Source organism: Oxynema aestuarii AP17 (assembly GCF_012295525.1).
GTDB classification, from domain to species: domain Bacteria; phylum Cyanobacteriota; class Cyanobacteriia; order Cyanobacteriales; family Laspinemataceae; genus Oxynema; species Oxynema aestuarii.
The window spans coordinates 3,985,336-3,997,670 of record NZ_CP051167.1 but is presented as its reverse complement, the minus strand read 5'-3'; the positions used below and the strand labels follow the sequence as shown (position 1 = coordinate 3,997,670).

At 54.0% G+C, this 12,335-nt stretch carries 9 protein-coding genes; 4 read left to right on the top strand and 5 right to left on the bottom strand.

Annotation, left to right across the window (positions count from 1 at the left end; genetic code table 11):
* Positions 1-78 precede the first annotated feature (78 nt).
* A complete protein-coding gene (locus tag HCG48_RS16215) occupies positions 79-306 on the bottom strand; it encodes a hypothetical protein (protein WP_168570082.1) in 228 nt (75 codons plus the stop codon).
* Positions 307-335: 29 nt separating this feature from the next.
* Here HCG48_RS16215 and gatB point away from each other — a divergent pair, with 29 nt between their 5' ends.
* Both gatB and argJ read left to right on the top strand, forming a co-directional pair.
* Positions 336-1,820 carry an Asp-tRNA(Asn)/Glu-tRNA(Gln) amidotransferase subunit GatB gene (gene gatB / locus HCG48_RS16210; RefSeq protein WP_168570081.1) on the top strand — a complete coding sequence of 495 codons (1,485 nt, stop codon included), beginning with the start codon at positions 336-338 and terminating at the stop codon, positions 1,818-1,820.
* Between the two features lie 725 nt (positions 1,821-2,545).
* Complete coding sequence (gene argJ / locus HCG48_RS16205; protein ID WP_168570080.1) at positions 2,546-3,787, top strand: bifunctional ornithine acetyltransferase/N-acetylglutamate synthase; 1,242 nt, start codon at positions 2,546-2,548, stop codon at positions 3,785-3,787.
* 69 nt (positions 3,788-3,856) lie between these two features.
* Here the strand turns inward: argJ and pgsA are convergent, their stop codons facing one another.
* The 3 genes from pgsA to HCG48_RS16190 all read right to left on the bottom strand — a co-directional run bounded on the left by pgsA (position 3,857) and on the right by HCG48_RS16190 (position 7,529).
* Positions 3,857-4,393: a CDP-diacylglycerol--glycerol-3-phosphate 3-phosphatidyltransferase gene (gene pgsA, locus HCG48_RS16200; RefSeq protein ID WP_168570079.1), complete on the bottom strand. Its 537-nt coding sequence runs from the start codon at positions 4,391-4,393 to the stop codon at positions 3,857-3,859.
* Between the two features lie 137 nt (positions 4,394-4,530).
* A complete protein-coding gene (locus HCG48_RS16195; protein ID WP_168571924.1) occupies positions 4,531-5,253 on the bottom strand; it encodes a sugar transferase in 723 nt (240 codons plus the stop codon).
* A gap of 470 nt (positions 5,254-5,723) precedes the next feature.
* Positions 5,724-7,529 carry an acetate and sugar kinases/Hsc70/actin family protein gene (locus HCG48_RS16190; protein ID WP_168570078.1) on the bottom strand — a complete coding sequence of 602 codons (1,806 nt, stop codon included), beginning with the start codon at positions 7,527-7,529 and terminating at the stop codon, positions 5,724-5,726.
* Positions 7,530-7,579: 50 nt separating this feature from the next.
* On the opposite strand from HCG48_RS16190, the gene HCG48_RS26530 reads away from it, so the two are divergent.
* Positions 7,580-7,702: a hypothetical protein gene (locus tag HCG48_RS26530; RefSeq protein ID WP_281362010.1), complete on the top strand. Its 123-nt coding sequence runs from the start codon at positions 7,580-7,582 to the stop codon at positions 7,700-7,702.
* Between the two features lie 103 nt (positions 7,703-7,805).
* On the opposite strand, the gene HCG48_RS16185 is transcribed toward HCG48_RS26530, so the two are convergent.
* On the bottom strand, positions 7,806-10,469 hold the full coding sequence (locus tag HCG48_RS16185; RefSeq protein ID WP_168570077.1) for a coiled-coil domain-containing protein: 2,664 nt from the start codon (positions 10,467-10,469) through the stop codon (positions 7,806-7,808).
* A gap of 1,014 nt (positions 10,470-11,483) precedes the next feature.
* Here HCG48_RS16185 and HCG48_RS16180 point away from each other — a divergent pair.
* A complete protein-coding gene (locus HCG48_RS16180) occupies positions 11,484-12,194 on the top strand; it encodes a Crp/Fnr family transcriptional regulator (RefSeq protein ID WP_168570076.1) in 711 nt (236 codons plus the stop codon).
* Positions 12,195-12,335: the final 141 nt, after the last annotated feature.

Below are 12,335 nucleotides of genomic sequence, written 5' to 3'. Positions count from 1 at the left end.
AATACCTCGAATCACTCAAAGGTGGACGACAGGACACTAAAAGATTAGCTCGTTCTCCGTGAATTGACTAGAGGGAAATTAAATGAACTTGACAGCCCGTTTGACTTTGGCCATTTTTTGATTTGGGGCGATCGTCTCGAATGCAGCAGGGGTGGGGGGCAGATCCCTACACTCGTCGGTGCCGCATCCCGAGCGGTCGGGCGATCGCGATCGCCCCACTTCCTTAATTTTCCCATTTCCTCTCCGTCCCTGGCGAAGTTGCGCGATCGCCTCCGCAAGCCGCACGGGGATAAAATAAAGACACACCTCATGGATATGTCCTAGTTTTAGCAATTATGACCATAGCTGCGCCCGTGAGCACCCAATACGAAGCCGTCATCGGCTTGGAAACTCACTGTCAACTCAGTACCCAAACCAAGATTTTTTCCGGGTCTTCCACCCACTTCGACGCCCCACCCAATACCAATATCGATCCGGTGTGCATGGGACTGCCGGGGGTGCTTCCCGTATTGAACGAGAAAGTTCTCGAATATGCGGTAAAAGCGGGTTTGGCCCTCAATTGCGAAATTGCGACGTACAGCAAATTCGACCGCAAGCAGTATTTTTATCCGGATTTACCCAAAAATTATCAAATTTCTCAGTACGACTTGCCGATCGCCAAAAATGGCTGGCTGGAAATCGAAATCGTCGATGAAGATGGCAGCGCCACCCGCAAGCGCATCGGGATCACTCGCGCTCACATGGAAGAAGATGCGGGCAAACTGGTTCACGCGGGCAGCGATCGCCTCTCCGGTTCGGCCTATTCCCTCGTAGACTACAATCGCACCGGGGTGGCCCTGATCGAAATTGTCTCGGAACCGGACATGCGATCGGGTCAAGAAGCGGCGGAATACGCCCAAGAACTGCGCCGGATCGTCCGCTATCTCGGCATTAGCGACGGCAACATGCAAGAAGGATCCTTGCGTTGCGATGTCAATATTTCTGTACGTCCCGTCGGACAAGAGCAGTTCGGCGTCAAGGTCGAAATTAAAAATATGAACTCGTTTAGCGCGATCGCCCGCGCCATCGATTACGAAATCGACCGCCAAATTACCGCGATCGAAGCCGGAGAGGCGATCGTTCAAGAAACCCGTCTCTGGGAAGAAGGGAGTCAACGCACGATTAGTATGCGTACTAAGGAAGGTTCCAGCGATTATCGCTACTTCCCCGAACCGGATTTAGGCCCGATCGAAGTTTCCGCCTTCCAACTCGAAGAGTGGAAGTCCGAACTCCCGGAACTCCCCGCCGCAAAACGTCACCGTTACGAAACCGAACTGGGTCTTTCTCCCTACGACACCCGCGTTTTAACGGAAGACCGCCAAGTGGCCGAATATTTCGAGGCGACGGTGGAATCCGGCGGCGATACTAAACAAGCCGCTAACTGGATCATGGGCGATATTACGGCTTATCTGAAAAATGAAAAACTCAATATTACCGAGATCGCCCTCTCTCCGAGGGATCTCGCCGAGTTGATCGGGTTAATCGACTCGAAAACGATCAGTGGCAAAATTGCCAAAGATTTACTTCCCCAACTGCTCTCGGAAGGCGGTTCGCCCAAAAAGTTGGTCGAAAGCAAGGGTTTGACCCAAATTTCCGATACGGGCGAGTTGGAGAAGATTATCGACGAGTTACTCGCGGCCCATCCCCAGGAGGTCGAACAATTCCGTAATGGGAAAACGAAACTCAAGGGCTTTTTTGTCGGTCAGGTGATGAAACGCACGAGCGGACGCGCCGACCCCAAACTCACCAATCAACTGCTCGAACCGAAGTTAAAAGGTTGAGTCGAACGATCCGGTTGACGACAGAGGCGCGATCGCGTCTCTGTTTTTTTGTCGCTTTCTCGGCCACCAGGACGGCGATCGAACTGTTAAACCCGTACAATCTAAATAGATCTGAATAGATCTAGATCGCTCTAGATCGTCTCGACTGACGAATCCAGCCTCACTCTTTATAAAAATTTTAATTTTCGATCGCAAAAATTTGCGATTTCTTCACAAAAAGCTATTCCATTTTTTCGGTCTTTTTCCCCCGCGATCGCCCCTCTCCAGCCCCTACAATTTTCCTCAATTTTAAGTTTGCTATTTTTATTAAAAACTTGTAAAACTCCTGTTTTTTGGTAGATTTAACCCAATTTTGTCGCTCAAATCTACAATTTCAATCTTAAAATATCCAGTCTAAACTTCCCTTCCCCACCGCGCGATCGGCATTTTCTGGTGCAAAAATATGGGGTTTGACCCCACATCCTAAAACTGGTATCTTGTGGTATAAAGATGCACCCTGATGGTAGGGAGAGGTGGTTTGACATCTCTCCCTTTTTTTTGTGCGATCGGCCTGAGAAGGGAGTTTGAGATTTGAGACTTGAGATTTGAGAGTTGAGATGGAGACGGCGATCCTGCGGTTTTAACCGGGGTCTCGTGCCTACTCCCTCCTCCCTCCTTCCTCTTTCTACCAACAACTTTGAGATATAATCCCCTGACGACAACGCCGCATACAGTCGGGAGGAAAGATGACAGACTGGCAGGAAATATCGGGAGGGGTGACGGCACCGAGAGGTTACCGTGCTGCGGGGATTACCGCAGGGTTGAAACCGTCAGGGGCGCCGGATTTAGCCTTAATTTATTCAGAAGTAGAAGCGATCGCCGCCGGAGTATTTACCACGTCTCAGGTACGCGCCGCTTGCGTGGACTATTGCCGCGATCGCCTCAAAGCAAAAGCAAGCGCCCGAGCGATTTTGTGCAATGCGGGACAGGCGAATGCGGGAACGGGAGAACTCGGCTGGGCCGACGCGATCGAATCTGCCGAATTGATCGGACGAGAACTGTCTCTCTCTCCTCAATCCATTCTGCTCGCTTCCACCGGAGTGATCGGACAGCGCATCCGCATGGATGCCATGCGATCGGGCATTCCCCAGCTCGTCGCCGCCGCCTCCGAACAAGGCAACGATGCCGCAGCGCAGGCGATCTGCACCACCGATTTAGTCCCGAAAACGATCGCCCTAGAAACCACGTTAGAAGGGCGTCCGGTCAGAATGGGCGGCATTGCCAAAGGATCGGGCATGATTCACCCGAATATGGCGACGATGTTAGCCTTTGTCACCTGTGACGCCACGGTTTCCCCCCATCTCTGGCAGGACATGCTCAAACGCGCTGCCGATCGCAGTTTCAATCAGGTCACCGTTGACGGCGATACCAGCACCAACGATACCCTGATTGCTTTAGCCAACGGTCAGTCCCGCACGGCGGCGATCGTCGAACCCGGTCCGGCAGCCGATCGCCTAGAAGCCATGCTCACCGCCGTTTGTCAGCATCTTGCCAAGGCGATCGCCCGCGACGGCGAAGGCGCCACCTGCTTGCTGGAAATCCAAGTGACAGGCGCCCCGGACGACAAAGCAGCCCGTCAAGTCGCCCGCACGATCGCCGGATCCTCCCTCGTCAAATCCGCCATCTTCGGACGCGATCCCAATTGGGGACGGATTGCCGCCGCCGCAGGTCGGGCCGGAGTGCGCTTCGACAGCGCCCACTTACGCATCGAACTCGGCGAGTTCTTGATGATGGACAACGGTCAACCCCTCAATTTCGATCGCGACGCCGCCAGCGCCTACATGAAACAAGCGGCAGCCGGAGAATATCTCAAAACCGATACGGTCTTAATCCGGGTTGACTTGGGAAGCGGATCCGGTTCTGGGGTCGCGTGGGGCTGCGATCTCAGTTACGACTACGTCAAAATTAATGCGGAGTACACGACCTAAGCCGAATGGCAAAAGCCCCCGATTTGGGGGCTTTTGTTCTTTTTTGACTGAAATTCTGCTGAAAACGGTTCAGGACTTTTCGGTTACCACAGGTTGCGGCCACAAGTAGATCGCACCGGAAATCACGGTCAGGGCAACGGATACCCAAAAGGCGGTGAGTTCTAAGGTTATCCAGCGATCGGAAAGTGGGGCAATCAATAAGGCGATCGCGAACATCTGACTGACGGTTTTTAATTTTCCCCACAAATTGGCACCGCTAATGGCGCTACTGCCCGTCAGCGCCGGATTGACCCGCCATCCCGCGATCGCCACCTCCCGCGCCAAAATGATGAAAACACCCCACGCCGGAAGCTCTCCGAGTTCGACGATCGCCAGCAACGGCGCCAGTACCAACAATTTATCCACCAACGGATCGAGAAACTTCCCCAACTCGGTCACTTGATCCAGTTTTCGCGCTAAATAGCCGTCGAGCCAATCGGTCCCGGCAGCCACCAGAAACACTGCCAGACAGATCCAACGCAGGCTTGGGGTTGGGTTGTGAAGTCCGTAGAGCAGAACCGGAACCCCTAAAAGCCGGGAGAACGTGATCCAAGTTGAGAGAGTCATGATGGGCCGATCGCGCCTTCTTTAATGCGCCTCATTCAAACAGTAACGTAGGGGCAGTCCCAAACGGTCTAGCCCCTACGTTACCATTTTTTCGGTTGCCAATCTATCTACCCGAGTTCGAGATCGATTGCCCCGATTTAACAAGCGCCTGTCTTGTTGAAAACCACTTGAATGGTTTTGACAATCAACAGCAGATCGTAACTCACGGACCATTTGCGCTGATATTCGAGATCGAGGTGGATCACTTCCTCGAAGTCTTTGATACTGGAACGACCGTTCGTTTGCCATTCCCCCGTCAATCCGGGTTTGACATCGAGCCGTTTTAAATGATGTTTGTGATAGCGTTCGACTTCTGCTTGCGTCGGCGGACGGGTGCCGACCAAACTCATATCGCCTTTGAGAACGTTCCAGAATTGCGGCAGTTCGTCGAGGCTGGTGCGCCGGAGGAACCGACCGACCCGAGTCACCCGGGGGTCTTTCTCGTTTTTGAACAGATGTCCGTTCACTTGGTTGTTGACCAGGTGTTGCAATTGTTCGGCGTTGACCACCATCGAACGGAATTTCCACATCCGGAAGGGGCGCCCTTTATAACCGCAGCGAATTTGACTGAAGAAGATTGGGCCGGGACTGTCGAGTTGCATCGCGATCGCGATCGGTAACAACAACAATCCGGTGAGCATCAAACCGACTAACGCTCCGACAATATCGATCGCCCGTTTGACTTTACTGTAGACCGAAGGATGCACCTGCTCCATTGCGGGATGAAGCTCGTAAGTTTTTTCTAAAAAAGCACTGGTAAAAGACGATTTGGAATCGTTGGTGTTTACAGAAATTGGAACAGGGATTTCAGAGGTCGTCATCACAGTTCTCACTCGTCTCCTCAAAAGTGTCGCTTCGCCTCTCTCTACCGTTACTATAATCAACTTCTTCAAAATTGCATCCCCTCAAGGTCGCAGTTTTGCTCAATCTTTGAAGTTTCGAGGCTTTTGTAAAGTTCTATTATTTTTTTCTCTCGTGGCAAAATATTATCATCTCCGTAGGGCGATCGAACATCTGTCGTTGGGTAGAGGATCTCGAAAAAACAAGGAGCTAGAACCGGGGAGTCCCTTTCTAGAAAAGGGTTAGACTCTCCACGGAGCCACCGGACGATCGCGCGATCGCCGATCGATCTTATACTCGAAAATCGCTGAATATGTATCTATAAATTTAGAGATGTTTGCTCGATCGCCAACGGGTTAGTTTTTTGACCTATTGTTTTTTTAATATCTATAGCTCGGCGTCGGTTTGTGGTATACTTCCTCGTTTATGCCCTCGGCGAGGGGCGATCGCCTCACGAAAAATCGGACAACTGGAGGGGGAGGGGTTCGTCGAGTTGTTGGTAAATCCGCGAGGCGAGAGCTTTGAGGTAGTGACGGAAGCGGCGAGCCTGTTCCGGGTTGAGACGGTACAGGCGATCGCCCGCGCGATCGAACAAGGGCGCCGTCGGATCGAGGGGATAAGAACTCGGGTCTTGAAACGCAGCCAATACGCGATCGCCGAGTTCGGAAGAAAACATCAACCCCGGGGGGAGCTGACCGTCGAGCAAAGCGCGGATGCGGCGATCGCTCCCCTGGGGGTGAATCCCGCGACGTTCCAGGCGCCGGATCGCCTCCGTACTCGAAAACGGCTCGTCTCCCACCGCATCGATCAACTCCGAGAGTAAAAAATAGTCATTGTACTGCTGGCGGCTGAGATCCAAAACCCGAGGGATCGACGCCACATTCGCCAAGCCTTCCGTCACCCGGTTGTAAACGCGAACGTCCGCCGGATGGGAACCCGGGGAAACGGGCCAATCCCAAGATAGAGCGGCGTTGGGCAGTTTTTGGCGCAACCAGGTCGCGATCGCCCCCGTGCGCGTCGTCCCGCCACTGCATACCCCATAGGCGATCGCCTCTACCGTCATCCCCGTAGCGACTAACAACCCATTGAGTTCGCGGTTGAGGGACTGAATAAACGGCCAAAACACGAGACGTTCCAACTCTCCCGCCGAAATCGTCAGGGAGCGATCGTCCAAATGCACCGTCGTTTGAGGCTCCATTTGCAACGTCAGTTTCAACTGGCGCGCCATCGAGCGCCATCGAGTGCCCCGTTCCCCGGACAGACGCTGGGCCAAACGGTAGCGCTGGGGTAAATCCGGCTGACCGGGACGGGGAAGGTCCAGATCGGCGATCGCCCGCCACAAGGGAAACGACGAATCCCGCCACTGTTGCGGTAACAAAAGCTGACAAATAATATCTTGATCGATCGCGTCGCCGCCGAGGGGAATTGCGTGTAAGTGAACGTCGCTGCGGCGTAAATTTTGCCAGGGGTCGGGCACCTTGGCGAGGGCGAATTCCGTGCGACTGGCCCCCGCTTCCACCGCCAACACCGTACCCGCGAACCCCTCTCGACTCGGATCCGTCGGCAATAACGACAGCAAAGCGGCGATCGAATCTTCTAAAATCACCACTTGCTGGGGATGGCGGACTAACTGCGCCGCCAACACCGCCTCGCGCACGTTAAACCCGTAACAATCGGGCCAGGACGCCGGACCGGAAACCACGACCCCCTTGAGTTGGGCGATCGCCGCCGCGAAGCGATCGGCTTCCAAACCTTTCGCCGCCGCCACAAACGGCAAGCTCTCCGGAAGCGCCGCCGGGTTTAAAGTCCGCAACAACCGTTGCAAACCGCCGACAAAAGAGCGCAAACTCAGGCGCCGTCGTTCGGTCCAATATAAAAGAGGTTCGCAATGAAACAATTCGGGTACCCCCTCTCCCGTTCCTTGCAGAGAAGTGGGGGAGCCACTACCGGACAGTCCGAACGCCAACCACGGTTTAAACCCCTCGATCCCGATTCCGGCGTCGGCGATCGATACTTGCGCCGGAAGACGCCAGCAACACGAGCGATCGTCCTCGGGAGACCCTTCGCGAACGCCCCCTCTAGACGAGACCCAGTAAATCGGATAGAGTTCGCTGCGGTTACTTTCGCCGTTTGGGGTCTGTTCGCGAACGAACAATGCTGCGGAAACCCCCGTCGTGCCGAAATCGATGCCCAAATACCAATGGGATCCCCGCTTTTGGGCGGCTAAATCTTGGTGGAGGAAACTCGCAATAGTCACAGGTAATGGTTTATGCGGTGATGGGGTGGCGTTTGCGTATAGCCTGAGCCATGGCTTTGCGCTTTGCGCTTAGAGTCTCTGGAAGAGAATTGCCCGACTGGCGAATGGCCCTGACGGGCGCTCCCCGTGGAAACTCCCCGGCGGGCGATCGCCTCTCTCCCCTGGACTGCTGACATTTTAGCTTGACGTGGGGAAGCACAATTTATTTTTTTCCTCGTTCAAACGGAGTCGATCGCCCGCCAGGCGTCCTTAATGGTTCGAGGGCGATCGTGGCTATTATTTCGCGTCGGAACTGCCCAAATTGGGGGCATCAAAATCGGCGAAAAAGTCTTCTAGGGTTGTATCGGAGACTTCTTTGGGGGTTGCGGCTGCGGATAGCAAGGATTCTTCCAAACTCGCTTCAGAACGGTTTTCCCATTCATTCGCCGGGGGTGAAGGTTCCTCGTCATTCTCTTGCTCGAAGTTGGAAAAGAATTCATCGATCCGGGTGTCAATATTCCCGGGGGACGTGTCACCCCGATACTTTTTCGGAGACGCTTCGCGATTCTCCTGGGGAGTTGGGGAAGCGGCGATCGCAGTTTCGCTTTCTGGCGTTTCATCTTCAGTGCTCGCCTCTTCTAAATCCCCGAAACTGGCAAAAATATCGTCGAGGGTATTGGCGCTGGTCGGACGGGAGGCGGGTAAGGGGATACCCACGTCCGGGCCGCTTTTACGGTTGTTTTCTACGAACCATTCCGGTTCGGACGGTTCTGGGGTCGGTGGTTCGGCGCGGTACTCCTGACTCCTTTGCAGTTGCTTCGCCAAGGTCGCCGCTTCGCGATTCTCCTGGGGAGACCCTTCGCGATCGCCTGTCTCGCTATCCTCGCCTAAATTGGCCAGCGCGTCGAGATCGAGATCCCCTGTTTCTGTAGTGACGAAATCTGTAGTGACGAAAGAGGTCTCGGTTTCCTCCTCCCATGCGTCCTCATCTAGGGGCAGTGACTCGCCAAAGGCATCGAAATTCTCCTCAAGGTTCTCCTCAAGGCTATCTTCAAAGTCCTCGTTAAAACTGTCCTCAAGGTTCTCCTCAAAATTCTCCTCAAGGTTCTCCTCAAGGCTATCTTCCACGTTGTCGAGTTCTTGGATCCACGCTTCGGGGATTAAATCGAGTTCTTCGTCATCGTCTTTGGCTTCGGGTTCGGCGGAGGGACTTTCTACTGGGTTACTTTCTGCTGGGTTACTTTCCAAGTTGGACAGATCGTCGTCTAATTGTTGGAGGGCGTTACTGTCGAGCCATAAATCCGGTTCCGAGTCTGCCTCAAATTCGCCCAAAGGTAGCAGATCTTCGTCTGCATCGGCTTGGATGTCGGCTTCCGGTTCCCATTCTTCTTCGAGTTCGAGTTCCTCACCGATATCGGACAAATCGGTATTCACGAACAGGGATCTCTCGCTGTCGGGGCTGTCGCTACTTTCGGTTTCTTGAGGCGGGGGGGTAAAGATCGCCAAATCTAGCAGTTGTTCGAGGCTGGAGATTTGCTCGTTTTGCGAGGGGCGTTCGGGAAGCGACTCGGTTAAGGAGTCAGCAGGATCCCCTGCACCACGGTCGGAACTGGGGGGAGGTGGGGCGATCGCCTGTTCGAGGGTGGCAAATAAATCGTCTTCTTCGACGCGATTTTCCTGGGGAGAGGTTTCGCGATCGCCGCTAGGATCTGTGAAGTCTTGAGGAGGAAAGGTTTCTGGGGTTTCTAAGTCGGTTTCGTCTTCGCTGTCGGACTCCGGTTGATTAAATTCGGATCCGGCATAGGGAAACAGTTCTTCGGAGGATAAATCTTGCTCTTCTGATGCGGTTAACCCGGGTTCCTCGGCGGCGATCGCCTCATCGATTGGGGTCTCGTCGCGATGCTCCTGGGGAGACCCTTCGCGATCGCCTTCCTGGGGGACTTCGTCGCGATGCGCTTCTGGAGTTCCTTCGCCAACGTCGGTTTGTGGCGCTTGTGGCGGTCGTTCGGCTTCGTCGGGGGAGGGTTGAGGGAACAGGTCGCGATCGGTGGCGATCGCCACTGGGGTTTCGACGCCAGACAGTTTTAGGGAGGATTGCCAGTACGAGGAGGCTTCCCGTCCCAACTGTTGGGCGAGATGGTTGACTAAGGCGGCGACCATCAGTTCCCCTTGTTGACCGAGGCGGTGCATCTTATCGAGTCCGTCGGAAAGGGATTCTTGATAGCCTTTGATGTTTTTTTCGATTGCTTCAAAGACGACTTGCAAGCTCGAATCGAGGGAAATGAGCAGGCGATCGGATTGAGCTTGAATGCGTTTGAGATATTCCAAGCGATCTTGGGGATCGAGCAGTTCGAGATCTAGCGGGGCGCTTTCGCGCGCCTCCCCCGTTCGCGATAACCCCCCCGAGGAACGGCGCGATGGTGCAATCAATTGAGTTTCGATATGGCCGAGGGTTTCCGAGACTTCTTCGCTGAGACGATCTTGGAGCTGAGCCATTAAAGCTTGCAGGAATTCTGCAATTAAACGATCGCGATCGGCGTTTTGAGCCGCTAAGCTTTTTTTCGCTTGGTGTTTTTCTTCTAACTGTCGGATATCTTGAATTAAGGTTTCGCGATGTTCTTGCAATTGAGCGAGTTCGGCTTGCAAGGGATGGAGCAAATTGGAGCGCAAAGCGGTCATATCCCGCACGAGGGCGGTTAAGATTTGTTGCGCCTGCATTTCGCTGCCGCCCCATTGTGGGGAATCGTCGAGAGAAGGGGGGGTCGGGCGAACGCCTCGGGGGGGGGTGAGGGTTTCGGATTGGGTTTCGCGATCGCGCAAAGCCTGTAGAAAATCGCGCACCCGTTCGAGAACCTGACGGGTATCCCCCGACCGCCACCACGCCAGACGGGAGTTCATTTTCCGCAGTACCCCGTCAATATCTGCAATCAATGTCTGAATTCGATCCAGATTAGAACTCACGATAGAACCTCTGGCTAGAACGCATTTCAAAATCTCAAGACCCCCTGGAGCGACAGTGGCTGTCATTTGAGGGGCTGGCCAATCGCAGATCGCCGGATGGCAGCAGTCGGCTCGTTCCCCAGTCTACCGTTGGCAAGGGGGGTGATGGCGCGGGGGCGATCGTCGTCCACCTCATTCTCATTACTGAAGGGAACGGGGCCAACTGACTCGGGCTTTAGCCGATTTTATCGCGTGGACTCTCATCTCCCAATTTGCCGTCAGATTTCAACCGTTCCCAGTTCAAGTATGGGGGATTTTGGCTCCGATGGCTCCCCCGCTCTCATCCCGAGGGCGATCGCCCCTAACTCGCACGAGAGTCATATCCATCCGGGCATTTGTAGTAAAGTATTGACAGGACATCACAGCTCCGGCTTGCCATTCGTCCCTAGCCGAGAGGTTGGGGTGAGTGCCGATCCCCACCGAGGACGGTCGAGCAAATACTCTAGAAAAAAGCGATCGAAACATTGAGAACTCTCAAGTGTAAGGGGAAGGCTTTGAAGCCGTAGGGACGATCTGCAAAGCTCTGGTCTCAAGGAAATTCACAGAAAATAAGCTAAGTAAAATTTATCCCGACTTCGATCCTTCTATCTACGATTTGGTAAAATCTGAGCTTTGAAGCTACTAGTTTATAGAGGAAGACCGCTCTAAAAATAGGGACGGGGACGTCGAGACCCTCAATCCTCCTCGATCGAGGTTAGGGTCGATAACTGATTTATCCCGAGCTTTATCTGGCAGCAGTCAAGGTGACGGGAGTGGGTCTGAAGGGGACAATTTGGCTATATTCGGGCGCGATAGCAGCACCGATGGATTGATGTTTTTCCAACTTTAGCGAATCTTGTCTGGGTTAGTTCTGGTATGCTTCCGGTTGGCTCGTCGGCTGCATCCCCCTGAAAGACAAGCGGCTATCCCGAATCATGAGGCCACCAGTCCACACTCAACCGACCTGCCCAAGCGTGTTTATCACAGGATGGCCACATGGAAGACCGATATAACCTGCGCGACCCCAGTTCTAATGTCGATGAATTAATTCGCTCTACACCCTTTTTTGCGGGCTTACCTGACTCCGTGGTCGAACGGGCAACGGCTCATATTGTCACCCGTACCCATCCGCCCAATCAGGTGATTTTGCTGGAAAATGACTGGGGCAGTTCCGTTTACTTTCTCCTCGATGGTTGGGTCAAGATTCGTACCTACAACCTCGACGGTAAGGAAGTCACCCTCAATATTCTGGGAACTGGCGAAATTTTTGGGGAAATGGCGGCACTCGACGAAGTGCCTCGCTCGACGGACGTGATTACCCTGGCGCCCACCACGATCGGTAATATGCCCGCTCAGGATTTCGTGCAGCTCATTCATACCGAACCCCTGGCGGGAATTCGTCTGGCGCAGTTGATGGCTAGGCGATTGCGACAGGTGAATCGAAGGTTGCGGTTGAGGGAATCGGACAGTACCTCGCGGGTTGCGGATATTTTGCTGTTTCTGGCGGAAGGACAGGGAACGGAATCTCCGGAAGGAGGAACGGAAATCCCCAATCTGCCCCACCGGGAATTGAGCAGTTTGAGTGGACTGGCCCGAGAAACGGTCACTCGGGTTCTGAGTAAGTTGGAGAAAAAATCGCTGATCAAACGCGATCGCGAGAAGCTCTGCATCCCCGACGTTCACGCTCTAGAACGGCTTTTGGTTTAAACTGCGATCGGATCTTGTTGCCCTTTTGCGTCCGAGGACAACAAGGCGATCGCCCCCTTTGGCCCGCTCGTCGCGATTGTCAAGAAATGCTTCCACTCATACCGTTTTCGCCCTCAACTACGCTAAGTTAGGGGTGGCACG

Bases quoted from the DNA above. Each gene is read 5' to 3' on its own strand.
- HCG48_RS16180 (WP_168570076.1), top strand. From the start codon at position 11,484: ATGGAAGACCGATATAACCTGCGCGACCCCAGTTCTAATGTCGATGAA.
- gatB (WP_168570081.1), top strand. From the start codon at position 336: ATGACCATAGCTGCGCCCGTGAGCACCCAATACGAAGCCGTCATCGGC.
- HCG48_RS26530 (WP_281362010.1), top strand. From the start codon at position 7,580: ATGGCTTTGCGCTTTGCGCTTAGAGTCTCTGGAAGAGAATTGCCCGAC.
- HCG48_RS16195 (WP_168571924.1), bottom strand. From the start codon at position 5,253: ATGACGACCTCTGAAATCCCTGTTCCAATTTCTGTAAACACCAACGAT.
- argJ (WP_168570080.1), top strand. From the start codon at position 2,546: ATGACAGACTGGCAGGAAATATCGGGAGGGGTGACGGCACCGAGAGGT.
- pgsA (WP_168570079.1), bottom strand. From the start codon at position 4,393: ATGACTCTCTCAACTTGGATCACGTTCTCCCGGCTTTTAGGGGTTCCG.